We start from the raw sequence: 15,665 nt of genomic DNA, 5'->3' as shown, positions 1-15,665 counted from the left end.
ATGTCCCCCGGGTGCGCCCTGGTGGCGGACGCCGGAGGGCGCGGAGACAGGGCGCCGGTTGCCGGGTGAGGGCTCACACCTCACCGGCAGCCGGGCGTCCGCTCACTCCGTTGGTGTCAGGCCGGGGTTTCCCCGTCCACGACGGCCGTCTGCATCAGCAGGGGCTTGCGGCGCAGGACGTACTTGGCGCGGCCGGGCGGCAGGTTCTGCGCCTTGATGTTGCCGAAGACGAAACCCTCCGAGGGCGGGCACGACATCAGCAGCCCTGGTGTGTTGACCTCGTCGAGCCGCCGCATCAGCGGGTCGCCCAGACCACGTCCCACACCGGTGGCCGACCGGGCCACCACCATGTTCAGACCGACCTCGTGGCCGAGCGCCAGGAACTCGAAGAGCGCCGCGAAAGGGTGGTCCACGGCTGAGACTCCGCCGACCATGTCGTAGTCGTCGGCGAGGACGAACAATCGCGGCCCCTGCCACCAGTCGGCCAGCCGCATCCGGGCGGGAGCGATCTCCTCGCCGGGTATCCGCAGTTTCAGGGCGCGGGCCGCTCCGCCCACCAGCTCGCGCAGCGTGTCCGCCGACACCGCGTGTCCCAGCCGGTACTCGGCGGGCACCGCGTCCGCGAGACTGCGCCGGTAGTCGACGGGGAGGATGCGCGCCTCCTTCGGCGAGTAGTGCTCGGTGATGGCCCGGGCGAACAGTTTGAGCAGATTGGTCTTGCCGCTTTCGGAGTCCCCGACCGCCATCAGGTGCGGTGTGCGGCCGAAGTCGTGCCACACCGGAGACAGAGTCTCCTCTTCCAGGCCGAAGGCCACCTTGAGCGCGGCCTGCTCGAGCCGCGAAGCCGGCAAGTCCTCCACCGGCAGCCTGGACGGCAGCGTTCGCACCGCTGGGGCGGACGGCCCCTGCCATGCGGCGGAGACCCGGGTGACCAGGTCCGCGACGCCCTCGGCGAGGTCATCAGTGGTGTGTCGTCCGTCGATGCGGGGCAGCGCGGCCAGGAAATGCAGCTTGCCCTCGGACGTCAGGCCCCGTCCGCCGGTGCTGGGCACCGTCCTCGCCTTGCGCGTGTCGACGCTGGAGTCCATGCTGTCGCCGAGGCGCAGTTCCAGCTTGGTCGCCGACTGATCGCGTACCTGCGCCGACAGTTCCACCCATCGGGTGGTGGTCACGACGAGGTGCACCCCGTAGTTCAGGCCCTGAGCGGCGAACCGGTTGAACACCGGCAGGAACTGGTCGAAGTCCTGCCGGATGGACTGCCAACCGTCGACGACGAGGAAGACGTCGCCGTGCTTCTCGTCGGCGAAGTCACCCTGGGCACGGCGCCGCCGGTAGGTGGCCATGGAGTCGATGCCGTGGTCGACGAAGAACTGTTCGCGGTGCGTGAGTACGGCGCTGACCTCGGCGACCGTACGGCTGATCCGCTCGGTGTGCAGCCGGGCGGCCACTCCGCCGACATGGGGCAGTCCGGCCAGCTGCGCAAGCGTTCCACCGCCCAGGTCCAGGCAGTAGAACTGGACTTCACGCGGTGTGTGGGTGAGGGCGAGCGCGGTCACCAGCGTGCGCACCAGCGTGGACTTGCCGCTCTGGGAACCGCCCGCGATCGCCACGTGCCCACCGGCGCCGGACAGGTCCACCAGCAGTGGGTCGCGACGCTGCTCGAAGGGCTTGTCCACGATCCCGACCGGCACCCGGAGCTTGCTGGCGTCCGGCCGGCCCTCCGCGGCCAGACCCCGCTCCTGGTCGGTCCTCAGCGGGGGCAGCAGAGTGTCGATCCCCGACGGCTCGCCCAGCGGCGGCAGCCACACCTGATGGGCCGGCGGTCCCGCGTCCCGCAGCCGCTCCACGGCGACGGAGAGCAGGGACTCGGAGCCCTCCTCCGGCTCCACGGGGTCCGGATCCGGCACCTGGACGGGGTCTCTCGGCACCACCCAGCTCGAGGTCCAGGGCACGATCTGGCTGGCCACCCGGGCCTGGACGGCAGCCTGGCGCTGTTGCCGGTAGGCGCCGGACACATAGGCGGCACGGAACCGCAGGAGCGACTCGGTGCCGTGTTTGAGATATCCGCTGCCGGGCTGCGGCGGCAGCTCGTAGGCGTCCGGCACGCCCAGCACACCGCGGCTCTCGATGGCGGAGAAGGTACGCAGTCCGATCCGGTACGACAGATGGCTCTCCAACTGGTGCATCCGGCCCTCGTCCAGCCGCTGCGAAGCCAGCAGCAGATGCACGCCGAGGGACCGTCCGAGCCGGCCGATCATCACGAACAGTTCCATGAACTCGCGTTGTGCGGCAAGCAGTTCGCTGAACTCGTCGACCACGACGAAGAGGCTGGGGAGCGGCCGGAGGCCGGCGCCCTGAGCGCGGGCCTTCTCGTACTCCAGTGCCGAGGTGTAGTTGCCCGCCGCGCGCAGGAGTTCCTGGCGACGGATCAGCTCGCCGTGCAGGGCGTCCTGCATACGGGAGACCAGCGCCACCTCGTCGGCCAGGTTGGTGATGACCGCGGAGGTGTGCGGCAGTGCGTCCAGACCCAGGAAGGTCGCGCCACCCTTGAAGTCCACCAGAACGAAGTTCAGCGTCTCCGAGGAGTTGGTCAGCGCCAGGGCGAGCACCAGGGTGCGCAGCAGTTCGCTCTTGCCGGAGCCGGTCGCGCCGATGAGCATTCCGTGCGGACCCATGCCGCCCTCGGCGGACTCCTTGATGTCGAGTTCCACCGGCTGGCCGTCGGCGCCCACCGCGACCGGCACGCGCAGGCGGGCGGCGCCCGTTGAGCGCCGCCACAAAGTCGACGGGTCGTGCCGGCGCAGGTCGGGAATGGACAGCAGGGTGCTCAACTGGACGTCCGTGGCCAGGGGCTCCGCGGTATCGGCGCCGAGGCTCATCCGGTACGGAGCGAGGGTCCTCGCCAGCGACTCGGCCATGACGGGACCGATCGCGTCCGGCCGGCCGAGGACCGTGCTCTGCTCCTTGCGGCTCTTGTCGGTGCGTACCAGGGCGACCCGGTCCGGCCGCACGTCGAGCCGCAGCGTGGTCCGGCCGGGCCGCCAGACCAGGCCGCCGGACAGGTCGATCACCACCACGTTGCGGTATCCGGCGCCCTCCAGCCGGTGGTCCGCGCTGAGCGGCACCCCGTCGACCACGACGACGGTCAGGGGCTCGTCCCGGCCCGGGAGGGCCTCCGGGTCGAAGACGGGACGTTCGAAGGCATCGGCGCCCAGCAGATCGTCCAGGTCACCGAAGGCGGAGACGATCATCCGGACGTGCCCCGCACCGTCCTGCTCATGCGGATGCAGGTGGTGTGGCAGCCACTTGGCCCACTCCCACTCCGGGCGCCGCTCGTCCGACACGCACACGGCGATCCACAGCTCTTCCGGCGGATGGAACACCGCCAGCTGGCACAGGGCGGCACGGATCATGGCGCGGCCCGCGGCCTCGTCGCCACGCAGCAGGACCCTAGACCAGGAACGCAGATACAGCGCGATCGGCTGGTCGGGCACCGTCGTGTAGGCACGGACGAAGCGTCGCAGCGCGTGCGCGCTCAGCGGTTCCAGATCCTCCACCGGTTTCGTGGCCAGCGGAGCCATCCGCAGCGCGAGCTGCTGGTCGCCGACGGCTATCCGGGCCTCGCCGAAGTCCTCGTCGGCGGGGCGGCGTTCCCACAGCCGGGTGCTGCGGACCATGCTGCGCAGCGCGGCCGGCTCCGGGTGACGCCAGGCCAGCGCGAGTTGCTGCTGCAGGACGGCGGATCGGGCCCGCTGGCGAATCTGGGTCAGATAACGCAGGTAGTCGCGGCGCTCACCCCGCAGCCGCTGCTTGCGCTCGCCGCTGCGCCGCATCCACTGGCCCACCAGCATGGCGCCGGAGGCCAGGACCATCACGCCGATCGCCAGGTAGCTGAAGACCCCGTTGCCGCCTCCGGGGCGCAGGAACATCAGCATCATCGACACCGACATCATCGCCATCGGCAGATAAGTCCACACCGCGGAGGTGTCCGGGACGACTTCGGGCAGGGTCGGCGGCTCCTGCAGGCTCAGCTCGCCGTCCGGCATCTCAGGACCCCGACGACGAGCCGGACGTCGGAAGAGAAGCACGCTCAACGCATTGTCTCCTTGTCGCGGTCACGGAAAGGCACCGCCATGATGGGGAACCGGCCCCTGAATGGGCACGGGTCAGGAATCTCCGTGCATTCCAACGCCCAGAGGGAAGGCGCAGGACACGCTCCTGCCATCCGAACCGTGGTCTGCCCTGGCGCACAGCGAACCCTGACCTGAAGGGCAATGAGGCTGTTGCAGGCATCGGCCAAGTCTCGGGGCCACCTCGTAACCGAACTCATCGGCACGCGGCTGTCGGCTCAGCGCAGGTACCACTTCTGGTTCGAGGTACTCGCACAGTCCCACAGTTGCAGTCGTGCGCCATTGCCGGTGGCCGCGTCGGTGACGTCAACACACTTGGCGATCCGAGTGTTGACCAGATGGTGTGCTCCGTCGAGGGTGAACTCCTGAGCCCATCCGCCGTTGCATCGGGCCAACTGAATCGTGGTGCCGTTCGTCGCCGAGGCCTCGGCGACGTCCATGCACAGGCCCATGGAACGGATGCTCCCGTCCGACCGGAACACCCACTTCTGCCAGTCATCACCGCCGCAGTCCCAGAGCCGCAACGGGGAACCGTCCGTGCCGCTCCGCGCGGCCGCCTCTATGCACCGTGACGACCCGTAGCCGACAATCATGCGGTCGGCCGCGACTGACGACACAGTGGCTGACGTACTCCGCTCGGCGGTGACACCGGCCGACGCTCCTGTCACGTCCCCAGTCCCGACGGATGCGACCGTGCCCGGCGCTCCGGTTCTCCGCGCGGTGGCCGTGCCGTTCGGCCCGGCAGGCCCCCGCGCCGAACGCTTCGCCCCGGCCCTCTCGGCGGTGGGGTCGCTCGTGGCGGACGCTGAACCGCCCAGCATCCCCTCGGCGGTGAGATCGCCGACCGAGGCAACGGTCGACTGCCCGGAAGGGCGTGCCTGTGTCTCGCTCGTGCCGGAGAACGCAAGGAACGACAAGGCGCCGAGTGCGAGGACCACCAGTACGCAGGCGGCGACCACCGGCCCGGAGATCCTGGCGTTCCGCTCCGGCTCGCCTTCGTACGCCCCGCCGCGCAGCGCCGGTGCTCCTCCAGGTTCCGCCGGCGTCTCGCCGCTCAACGAGGCGCCGTCCGCGGGCAGTAGTCTGGCAAGCCACCCTGGTCCGCCCTCCGGGCCCTCGATACCAGGGCGCCGCTCAGGGACAAAGCCGTACCCCACGTCTGCTGCGGGCTGCCCCGAGAGCAGGTCGGCGGAGTGGAGCGGGGCCGGTTCCGCCTGGGTTGCGCGTTCGGGGCGGCCGGCGCGGCGGACATTCCAGAGCGGCCGCCGCTCCCGGAAGCCTTCGCTCGCGCTGTGCCCGGCGGTTGGCGTCGGCGACGACTCCCTCGGCCTTGCGACGTTGCCGAACAAATCCACAACGGGTTCCTCGCCCCCCGCTGCCGGCCTCGTTGTGCGTTCCATGTGTGTTGCTCCACTCCTCGTGCGGCGGCAGCCCGAACCCTCGTTCCCAACCGCGACCGCAGGCCGAGCGTGGCCGGCCCTCGGCGAATCACGCGTGCGGTGTTTGCCGTCCGCGACGCGTGATGGCGACCGCCGACGACGGCTGCGGGTCCAGTGCCGGGGAGCACAGGGGGGAGCGTGCTCCCCGGCCTGCACGGCGACATGCCTCCGGTCCGCCCGTGCGGCGGATGCCGGCGACGGTGACCCGAAGCTCCGGGACGCCGTGTAGCCATGACCGTAGAAGGTCACAGCGCGACAGGCGGCTCGGTCGCGCCGGACTCTGCCCGGGCGGACCTGGAAACGTTCCCTCGAGTACCGTTCCGGTCGGCGTCCGTCAGCAACAGCACGCTGCCGGCTGGGCACTCTCTGCACGGCGCTCCAGTCTGTGGACCTCACACGGCCCCGGAACGCAGTGCGAAGGCGACCGCGTGGGTGCGGTTGCGTAGTCCGAGGCGGTTCATCACCCCGCTGATGATGTTCTTGATAGTGCGCTCCGAGTAGTTCAGCTTCTGGGCAATCTCTGTTGTGTCCAGGCCGTCCGCGAGCAACCGCAGCACGTCCACCTCACGGGCCTCCAGTCCGGAAGCGGTAAGTCCCATCGGACCCAACACGTCACGGTGGACCGCCCCGATGTGGTTGATCAGCCAGCCCTGGACGGAAGCGGGCAGGACGCCGCATCCGTCGGCGACACTGCGGATGGCCTTGGCGATTCTGTCGAAACCGGCATCCTGTCGCCATATCACACTGCGCAGGCCGAACTGCACGGCCCTCACCACCTGGCTTTCGGCCATGCTTCCGGTGACCAGCACAATTCCCATTCCCGGATTGACTGAGCGCGCGGCGACCGCCTCCATGAGCCGCATCGTCTCCTCGACGACGTCCACCGTCAGCATCAGAACCACGTCCGCCCGTTCGTGCTCCTGCTGAGGCAGCAGCCCCAGTCCCCGCTGTCTCTGCAGGCAGGAGGCGGCCCCTTCCCCAGTAACCGGGTCGCTGGCGAGAATTGCGATCGAGATCATCCTCAAGCGTCTTTCCTGGGGCGCATTGCCCTGGCGGCTGCGGCCGGGAACCGTGGCGTACCCCTCCTGAAGGCCGAGGAGGCTCCCGCCTCTTGGGCGTAGAGCGAGAAGTCGCCGGACATACCGGCCGTACTCACGAGCGTGTGCGCGACATCACCGACCGGAACTTCCGGCTCCGAGTCGCAGTGGGCCTTGTGGGTGTGTGGTTCGTCATGGGTGGTGAAGAGCAGTCGCACAGTGAGACTCCAAGAGAACGAGTGCACCGGATCAGCCCGGAGGACGGCACCTGATTGGCCTCTCTGTCCACTACGACCCGCTGTCGTTCGGGGTTCTCCCGCCCGCTGTGCCAGTCCCCGACCTCCGCCCGGCCGGGCAGGCCGCGGTGCGCTGCACCCCAGCCCCCGCTTTCGCCCGGACGGCCGACCCGCGCAACCCCGCTCCCGCGAGGCGCGGGTGTGTCAACTTAACGGCTGATCTTGGTTGTTGAGTTATCGCTGGTCAGTGGGGGTCAGACGGCCGTCGAAGGCGATCTGGAAGGCATTCAGTGGCGCCTTCCAGCGCATCGTCCAGCGGCGCCGGCCCTTGCCGGTCGGATCCAGGCTCATCAGCGCCATGTACACGCACTTCAACGCGGCGGCCTCCGACGGGAAGTGTCCGCGGGCCCGCACGGCCTTGCGGATGCGGGCGTTCACGCTCTCAATGGCATTCGTGCTGCAGATGACCTTGCGGATCTCAACGTCGAAGACAAGAAGGGCACCATCTCGGCCCAGGCGTCGGACCACAGCTTGATCACAGCCGGATACTTACTGCCCCACTTCTCGGAGAACTCCAGGAACCGCTCGGTCGCGGCGGCCTCACTCGGGGCGGTGCAGACGGGCTTCAAGTCCTTGGCGACCTTGTCCCAGTCCTGGCGAGCGCAGTAGCGGATGCTGTTGCGAATCAAGTGAACAATGCACGTCTGCACCACAGTTCGGGGCCAGACCGTCTCCACCGCGTCCGGCAGACCCTTCAGCCCGTCGCAGACGAGCATGAGGACATCTTCAACTCCGCGATTCTTCAGCTCAGCGAAGACCTGAAGCCAGTGCTTGGCACCCTCGCCGCCGTCTCCGGCCCAGATGCCGAGGATGTCGCGGGTGCCGTCGACGGTCACAGCCATCGCGACGTAGATGGGCCGGTTAGCGACCTTGCCATCGCGAATCTTCACGTTGATAGCGTCCACGAAGACGACGGGGTAGACGCGATCGAGCGGCCGGGCCTGCCATTCGGCCATGCCCTCCATCACCTTGTCCGTGATCGTGGTGATGGTCTGCTTGGACACCTCCGCGCCGTACACCTCGGCCAGGTGAGCCGATATCTCCCCGTGCGTGAGGCCCTTCGCGGACAGGGAGAGCACCATCTCGTCGACGCCGGTCAGACGGCGCTGCCGCTTGCGGACGATCTGCGGCTCGAAGGTGCCGGCGGTGTCGCGGGGCACCTTCACCTCGACGGGGCCGACGTCGGTCAGCACGGTCTTCGACCGGGTGCCGTTTCGGCTGTTGCCGCTGTTCCGGCCGGTCGCGTCGTGCTTGTCGTAGCCGACGTGATCGGTGATCTCGCCCTCCAGGGCGGACTCCAGCACCCGCTTCGTCAGCTGCTGCAGCAGCCCGCCCTCTCCGGTCAGCTGCAGTCCGTCGGAGCGGGCACGGTCGACCAGCATCGCGATCAACTGCTCGTCCGACACTGCCTTCGCGGCCGACTCAACGACTGCCTCCTCCACGGCCTCGTGCTCGGTGATGGTCTCGCTCATCAGGCGTCTCCTTGATCATCGGATCCGCCGTCTATTGGACACTCCCGGTGGGCCCCCTGGCCTACGGCTCGGATTATGCTCTCCGGCCATGGCTCCCCACGTGTCCTGACGTTTCAGGCTCCCTCGCCCCGCGGCAGCCCGGTTCACCATGGATGTCCTTCGGTGGTGGATGCGGTTGTCAGTGCCCGTACAGTGCTGCGACCGCCTCGGCAGTTGTCCATGTTGCGCTGGCCAGGAAGCGGAAGTTGATGAGTGCGGAGAGGTATCCGTCGCCTTCGGGGAGCCGGGGTCCGGCCGTGGCGTCACGGACGACCACGACCTCGAAGCCCTGCTCGACCAGTTCGCGCAAGTGCCCCTCGACACACAGATTGGCGGCCATTCCGGCGAGGAGGACCTGTGAGACCCCGCGCTTGCGAAGCTGAAGGACGAGGTCGTTCGACTCGGGCCCCACGATCTTGTGCGGCGAGGCGATGACGGTTGTGCCGTCGAGTATGTGCTCACGGTAGGCCGGCAGGAAATCAGCCCCTGAGTCGGCAAAGCCATCGAGAACGAGGGGACCTCGGCGGCTGAACATGCCCACCTTCTGCATGTACCGCTCCAGAGGTCCGCCGAACTGCCAGGCGTCGTCGGAGGGGTAGTAGTAGTGAGGGGAGATCGCGACGGTGATGTCAGAAGCCTTGGCGGCTTCAAGTAACTGCCCTATGTGAAGAACGGTGTCGTTGTCGGTCACGCTGCCACCGAAGATCTCCCAGGTGGCACCGGCCGGGCTGAGGAAATCGATCTGCGGGTCGGTGACGACGAGAGCCGTGCGCGCCGGATCGAGCCGGATACCGGTGACCGGAAGCGCGGGCGCGGACGGCTCGGCAAAGAAGTCAGTTCGGGCGGACGTCATGGATGGACTCCTGACGGGAGCTTGAAGGTGCAAGGGGCCAATAATAACTGTCCAGTCGTCTATGTATGGGGGCGGCTCCGTACAGACCTGTCCGTTACGCCTTCTTCGTCTGTGATGCTCAGCCGGTGGTCGAGAAAAGGACGGGCAGGGCGGCCAGGGCTCGGTGGAAGGGGCCAGGGCGCCAAGTCACGTCGTCGGGGCGGCAGGTGAGGTCCATGTCGGGCAGCGCGTCCAGCAGGCGCACGGGGCGCATTGACGGGTCCACTCGGCAGTACCGCTCTGTCTGCCCGACGTGCACCTGTGCTCTCGGCCTACGTACTGGCGCGCTTCGAGTTCCGCACCAAGTCCGCCCTGCTGATGACCGACCTGAAGCTGGTCGACAACCGCCTCGGACTGATCCTCGTCTACATCGCCGTGTGCATCCCCTTCTGCACGGTGATGCTGCGCGGCTTCTTCGAGAACATCCCGGACGCGCTGGAGGAGGCCGCCATGATCGACGGACTGTCCCGGTTCGGGGCACTGTTCCGGGTGCTGCTGCCGGTGATGCGTCCAGGGATCGTGGCCGCGTTCATCTTCAACTTCGTCAACTGCTGGAACGAACTGTTCCCGTCGGTGACGCTGATGAACAGCGACAGCAACAAGACCGTCCCCACGGCCCTGAACGGCTTCATCTCGAGCTTCAACATCGACTGGGGCTCGATGTCCGCGGCGGCCCGTGCTCACCATCCTGCCCACGATGCTTCTGTTCGCCTTCGCCGGCAGGCACATCGTCCAGGGCCTCACGTCCGGAGCGGTGAAGGGCTGAGAGGGGACGTGGTCTCGTCGAGCGACGGAATACGACAGGCTTCGTCACCAAGTGCCAAAGACGGCGCCCAGGTGTGTCCCCGCGCAGTGTTCGGGCCCGGGCTCGATGCCGGCTATCAGGCAGGCGATCTCGACCGGTGGCGGAAGGAGATCTCCGGTGTCCTGGCGGTACACGCCCAGGCCGATCTGCCGCATGAACGGCACCATTGCGTCCGGGGCGGCGCCTTCGGGCGCAGGCGCGCCGCTGTCCAAGAGGTCGGAGTCGTCGTCCTGGTACACGGCGACCGGTTCGTTGTCCTGGTACCAGGCGAAGACGCGTTCACCGTCGAAGCCTTCATGGAAAACGATGGCCTGGGTCCGCGCCGACATCTCCCGCGCACGTTCTAGGCCTTCGACCCCGTTCGGCTCGATCACCATGACCCATTTGCCGACCGGCACGGCCAGCGCGCACTCCATCAATTCGCCGCTGTCGGGGAACGCGGCATCGACGGCTTCGTCGTAGGTCATCGGTCTGATCGTCTCAGGGCCGGCGCCCAGCCGGAGCAGGGCCTCCCTCTCGTCGACCTGCTCCAGCCACGTGATGGTGTAGGGCCCGTCAAGGTCCAGTAGGTCGAACCAGCCCGTCGCTGTTCCGCTGCCGGCCGGGCGGGCCGGCCGGGCTTTCTCCTCTGCCTCCCGGCGGGCGTACTCCCGTTCGAGTTCGGCGAGCCGGGCTTCCTCGGCAGCGGTTCTGCTGTCATAGATCTCGGAGCCGTCCTCGTCCAGGAGCACCACGTCGCCCTGGTTGCGCACAACGACCGCGGAAACCACGAACGACGTGTGGTCCAGGAGAAAGCGGCCGGTCCACCTCTGCAGGACCGTGGAGTCGGTACCCGCGCGCAGCACGCCGTCCGGTCCGAGGGAGATCGCCGCACCGGGCTTTCCCACCTTGCGCGACCACACGCGCCTGTCCCCGCCGTCATTGGACTTCGTATGGAGCATTGTCTCGCCCAGCGCCGTATGGGTCAGCGTGTACCGGCCGTCCGACGACACGATCGAATCCGCCAGGATCTCACCCCGCTGCAGCCGGTCACCGCTCGCCGGCCGATAGGCGGCCAGATCCTCCGCGCTCAGGGCGTCTCTGCTCCAGCGGGGGTAACCGTCGGGATCCACCAGGACAAGACGTCCGTCGTCCCTGACCATCGCGGCGACCACCCGGCGATCAGTGTGTCCCGACGACCACGCAGGAATCCCCGAGGTCCCCTCCAGCACCAGAAAGCCCTCAGGGAGAAGGGTGAGCCGCCCTGGCGCCGAGACCGGGGTGCCGATGTGCCAGACGTTCCGGCCGGCGCGGTTGTCCCGCAACACCAGCGTCCCGTCAGCGCGATGTTGCAAAGCGTATGCGCCGTTGGGCGAGCGGAGGGACTGCAGATACAGAGACTCCCCCGACTGCAACACAACCTTGTCGTCATTGTGCATTGTTATCTCCGGTCGGTGTGAACGGGTTGTTCATCGGAGCGACCACCGCTGCCGTCACTGCTGACGGGCCTGGTGGAATTCCGGCTCGGCGTCAGGGCAGTTCTCGCAACGGGGCATAGCCCCGCTCGTACAGGGCCTTGGCCCCGTAGCGGAAGGCGATGTTGCGCACGGCGAGCGGCAGGGACCGGGTCCGGTTGCGCCGGTGGGTCTGCCGCTGCACCCATTGGGTGCGAGGCAGCCTGCGCTGGCCGTATTGCCGTACAAGGTCGTCGGTGTCTCCCCCCATGGCCAGCACCTCGGCTAGGACCTGAGCGTCCTCCACCGCCATGGCGACACCCTGGGCCATGTTGGGCGAGCTGGCGTGAGCGGCATCCCCGACGAGGACGACGCGTCCGTGCGCCCACATCCCGTCCCTGACCTCCTCCACCGGTGAGAAGTACGCCTTCTCGGCGGCGGGCGCGGCCAGCAGGTCCCGTACGCGCCGGTCATAGCCCGAGAAGAGCTTGAGCAGGCCGGCGGCGGCGGTCGGGTCCTCCGGTGAGGCGGCCGCCACGTCGGCATAGCAGCACACCCGGCCCCCGCCGACGGGGTAGGCCAGGAAGGCCGTCCCCGAGCCCAGCCACACGCTCCACCGGTCGATGTCCGGGGCCTCATCGGTCAGGAAACGCCAGCAGACCTGCCCCAGGAAACGGGCACCGGCCGCCGGATCGACCGACTCCCGCAGGCTCGACCGTATGCCGTCCGCTCCCACGACAACGTCGTACCGGCCGCGCCCGCCGTCGCTGAATTCCACGTGCACACCGTCGTCGGACTGCTTGAGCGAGCTCAGGGTGACCCCGTGGCGGACAGGCACCCGCACGATGTCCCGCAGGGACGCATGCAGGCCGGCGCGGGTGATGCCGACGCAATCGGCCGTGCCTCTCCACAGTTCGGCCATGTCGATGTCGGCCAGCACCCGGCCCCGGCGGTCCATCAGCCGCTGACCGGGCACAGGGGATCCCAGTGCCTTGAGCTGCTCTCCCAGCCCCAGCGCGGTCAGCGCGCGGACGCTGTTACCGGGCAGGAAGAGCCCGGCTCCCGTGGAGCGGGGCTCGGGGTGACGCTCGATGACGTCGACGAACATTCCCTTGCGGTCGAGCGCCGCGGCGGTCGCCAGGCCGGCGATTCCGGCTCCGACTACAAGGACTTCAAGGTGACTGGACACAAGGTCTCCCGTACTGCTTGCGGAGGTACGCTCTGCACTACGTCCTGTTCCGCAGCAGGGTTCTTGGTCACTTGCTTCCGGTGCATCGCTGGCGACGTTGAGGCGCCTGGTCTGTCCCAAGCGCCGGGATCACCGGCAGGATGGGACGACGTCGGCGGGATGCGGAGCCGAGGGAACTTCGGCGATCTTCTCGGTCAGCTCGGCATCGCTGACCGCCCGCGGACCGATGCGGATTCCGGGGCGGTGGACTGCGGCAAGGATGCGGGATGACGCAGTGCTGTGAGAGCGAGGACGACCGCGGCGAGCAAGGTCGTGGTGCTGATCCAGCCGAGGCTGGACGGGCCCCAGGCCCCCAAGGCTGCTCCGCCGACCGCGCCTCCGATGCCCATCCCGAGGTACTGGGCGGAGGCGTTCAGGCCCAGCAGCAAAGGCGTGGCTTGTGGGACGAGCTCCACGAGAAGTTTCAGATGTGAGACGTACTGGATCGCACCGGGCACGCCGAGGAGCGCAACCCACACCAGGGCCCCGACGAACCAATGACGCCCCACAGGAACCATGGCCAGGACAGCGGCGAAGCAAGCCAGAGCGGTGAAGCGGACCTTGCTCGGGTCGCGGGTGTCGGCGAGTCTGCCGCCGATGGTATTGCCGACAACGGCCATGCTGCCGTACACGCACAGGAGCACGGAGAGCTTGGTGGCGTTGCCGCCAGTGGCCGGGTTCAGCACCGGCCCCAGGTAGGTGTAGAGGGCGTAGAAGCTGCTGAAGACGAGCATCACCAGAGCCAATGCAGCTACCACGCGTCGATCGCCCAGCGGGGCGAGACGATCACGCAGCTTGATCGGAACGGGCAGCTGGATATGCGGGATAACGAGAGTCACGCCGACCAGAGCGATGGCACCAAGTGCGGCGACCAGCCACATGGTGCCGCGCCAGTTCACATTGCCACCGATGAAGGAACCGATGGGGACGCCAAGGGCTGTGGCCACGGTGAGACCGCCCATGACGGTGGCGATGGCCCGCCCCGTGCTTTCGGGCGGAGCGATGGCTGCTGCTGCGGCCGAGGCGTTGGGGGTGTAGAGCGATGCGCCGGCGGCAGCTACGACCCGAGAGACCATGACGAGGGCGTAGGTGGGGGCGAGCGCAGTGGCCACGTTGCCGAGGACGAACAGGGTCAGGGCGGCCAGCAGCACGTGCTTACGAGACGCCCGGGCGGTCAGGGCCGCCAGGAGCGGGGACAGGATCGCGTAGGAGAGGGCGAAGACCGTGACGAGCTGACCTGCGGCGGACTCCGAGACCTGGAGGTCCCTGGACATGGGAGCGACGAGGCCGGCGGTCACGAGCACGTCGATGCCGATGGCGAACGTCCCCACCGCCAAGGTGATCAAACAGGTCCTCATCCGAGAGCCTCCTCGAGCATGCCTTCGGCATGCTGCTCTTGGCCGTCTGGTCCGGGTGCCGTGCGAAGCACGTCGACAATCTGGACCTACGGCACTTGGCCGTGCATGGCTCGCGCCTGGGTCAGTGCTCGGAGATGTGAGGGTCTGTGAGCTGCTGCATGAGCGCGCCGCCGGACGGGGGCGCCGACCTGGTCCGCCGTACTCTCGACGGCGGCTGCGCCGCTCCGGCGAGCACACCTCCCGCTGCTGCGTGGATGCGAGTGATCGGGCCCTCCACGGGCCTGGCTGTGGGTGCGGCACTCGATGGGCTGACCGCGACCGGCGTACGGCCACCATCCGCCGTACGCCGGTCGCGGTCGGCGCCGGGTCAGGAGTGCAGCGGCAGGCGGTCCTCGGGCCGGCCCTGACCCCAGTCGGGATAGGGGTCCGGTACTGCGCTGACCGCGTCCAGTTCGGCGAGGTCCTCCTCGGTGAGGACCAGGTCGACGGCAGCCAGGTTCTCGGTGAGCTGGTCGGGGCGCTTCGCGCCGACGATCACGCTGGTGACTCCCGGCCGGGCGAGCACCCAGGCGAGGGCGACGCGGGGCACACCCACGCCATGCCTTGCAGCGACCTCACGCAGCACATCCACGATGCCCCAGCCGCGGACCCGGTCCACGGGCGGGTAGTCGGCGAGGGCGCGGCGCGCGGTCTCGTCGCTGGCGCCGTTGCGGTCGAACTTGCCGGACAGGAACCCCCCGGCGAGCGGGCTCCACACCAGCGTGGCCAGCTTCTGGTCCACAGCCATCGGCAGGATCTCCCGCTCGATGTCCCGTCCGGCCAGCGAGTAGTACACCTGCTGGGACACGAACCGCTCCAGGCCGCGCGACTGCGAGGTGCCGAGGAACTTCATCATCTGCCACGCCGCCAGATTCGACGCGCCGATGTAGCGGACCTTGCCCTGCCGGACAGCGTCGTCCAGAGCGGCCAGCGTCTCCTCCACCGGGGTCAGCGGATCGAAACTGTGGATCTGGTACAGGTCGATGTGGTCGGTACGCAGTCGGCGCAGGCTGTCCTCCAGCGCCCGGGTGACCCACAGCCGCGACAGGCCGAGGTCGTTGGGGCCGGTGCCCATGCGGGCGAACAGCTTGGTGGCGAGCAGCACGTCACGGCGCCTTGAGCCCAGCACCCGGCCAAGGATCTCCTCGCACTCCCCCGCCGCGTACATGTCGGCGGTGTCAACGAGGTTGACACCGGCATCGAGAGCCAGGCCCACAAGCTCATCCGCGGCCTTGTCATCCAAACCGCCGACGACGCTCCACGGCGGCGTCCCGGCCCCGCCGAACGTCATCGCACCCAAAGCGATCCGGGACACGAAAACCCCCGTGGCGCCCAACTGCTCGTACTGCATGTTCCGCCTTCCGATGATCCGTGCGCTGGTCGTTGACGGCGCTGCGGCCCTCCGCACGGCTGCCTGCCACGCTAGGGGCGGCCGGCCTGGCTGACCATGATCAAGCGTCCCGAGAACTTGCGCATTCGTCCATGGCGGCCGACAGA

General features: G+C 68.4%; 9 protein-coding genes and 2 pseudogenes. 1 reads left to right on the top strand and 10 read right to left on the bottom strand.

The features are described from left to right. Positions 1 to 116: 116 nt before the first annotated feature. The 6 genes and pseudogenes from eccCa to F7R91_RS43245 all read right to left on the bottom strand — a co-directional run bounded on the left by eccCa (position 117) and on the right by F7R91_RS43245 (position 9,519). Complete coding sequence (gene eccCa / locus F7R91_RS34530; protein ID WP_150956254.1) at positions 117 to 4,046, bottom strand: type VII secretion protein EccCa; 3,930 nt, start codon at positions 4,044 to 4,046, stop codon at positions 117 to 119. 302 nt (positions 4,047 to 4,348) lie between these two features. Continuing rightward, a complete protein-coding gene (locus F7R91_RS34525; RefSeq protein ID WP_150956251.1) occupies positions 4,349 to 5,188 on the bottom strand; it encodes an RICIN domain-containing protein in 840 nt (279 codons plus the stop codon). A gap of 773 nt (positions 5,189 to 5,961) precedes the next feature. Then, positions 5,962 to 6,453, bottom strand: a complete 492-nt coding sequence (locus tag F7R91_RS34520; protein ID WP_225320956.1) for a helix-turn-helix transcriptional regulator — start codon at positions 6,451 to 6,453, stop codon at positions 5,962 to 5,964. A 623-nt stretch (positions 6,454 to 7,076) separates the two neighbouring features. Beyond that, positions 7,077 to 8,374 (bottom strand): annotated as a pseudogene (locus F7R91_RS34515) (IS256 family transposase). Positions 8,375 to 8,552: 178 nt separating this feature from the next. Next, entirely contained in the window at positions 8,553 to 9,266 is a 714-nt protein-coding gene (locus F7R91_RS34510; protein WP_150956245.1) for a cysteine hydrolase, read from the bottom strand. 118 nt (positions 9,267 to 9,384) lie between these two features. Continuing rightward, a complete protein-coding gene (locus tag F7R91_RS43245) occupies positions 9,385 to 9,519 on the bottom strand; it encodes a hypothetical protein (RefSeq protein ID WP_269144798.1) in 135 nt (44 codons plus the stop codon). Positions 9,520 to 9,623: 104 nt separating this feature from the next. On the opposite strand from F7R91_RS43245, the pseudogene F7R91_RS34505 reads away from it, so the two are divergent. Next, positions 9,624 to 9,917: pseudogene (locus F7R91_RS34505) on the top strand (carbohydrate ABC transporter permease); the annotation flags it as partial. A gap of 198 nt (positions 9,918 to 10,115) precedes the next feature. On the opposite strand, the gene F7R91_RS34500 reads toward F7R91_RS34505, so the two are convergent. The 4 genes from F7R91_RS34500 to F7R91_RS34485 all read right to left on the bottom strand — a co-directional run bounded on the left by F7R91_RS34500 (position 10,116) and on the right by F7R91_RS34485 (position 15,519). After that, positions 10,116 to 11,444 (bottom strand): DUF6461 domain-containing protein, encoded by a 1,329-nt coding sequence (locus F7R91_RS34500; RefSeq protein WP_225320955.1) that lies wholly within the window; start codon positions 11,442 to 11,444, stop codon positions 10,116 to 10,118. Positions 11,445 to 11,619: 175 nt separating this feature from the next. Further along, on the bottom strand, positions 11,620 to 12,732 hold the full coding sequence (locus F7R91_RS34495) for an FAD-dependent oxidoreductase (RefSeq protein ID WP_191971765.1): 1,113 nt from the start codon (positions 12,730 to 12,732) through the stop codon (positions 11,620 to 11,622). A 194-nt stretch (positions 12,733 to 12,926) separates the two neighbouring features. Then, positions 12,927 to 14,129 carry an MFS transporter gene (locus tag F7R91_RS34490; RefSeq protein WP_191971764.1) on the bottom strand — a complete coding sequence of 401 codons (1,203 nt, stop codon included), beginning with the start codon at positions 14,127 to 14,129 and terminating at the stop codon, positions 12,927 to 12,929. Positions 14,130 to 14,496: 367 nt separating this feature from the next. After that, positions 14,497 to 15,519 (bottom strand): aldo/keto reductase, encoded by a 1,023-nt coding sequence (locus F7R91_RS34485; protein ID WP_150956234.1) that lies wholly within the window; start codon positions 15,517 to 15,519, stop codon positions 14,497 to 14,499. Positions 15,520 to 15,665 lie beyond the last annotated feature (146 nt).

It is taken from the genome of Streptomyces luteolifulvus, assembly GCF_008806595.1.
GTDB lineage: Bacteria > Actinomycetota > Actinomycetes > Streptomycetales > Streptomycetaceae > Streptomyces > Streptomyces luteolifulvus.
Note: the sequence above shows the minus strand (reverse complement) of the source record. Positions and strands in the feature narration are given on the sequence as shown.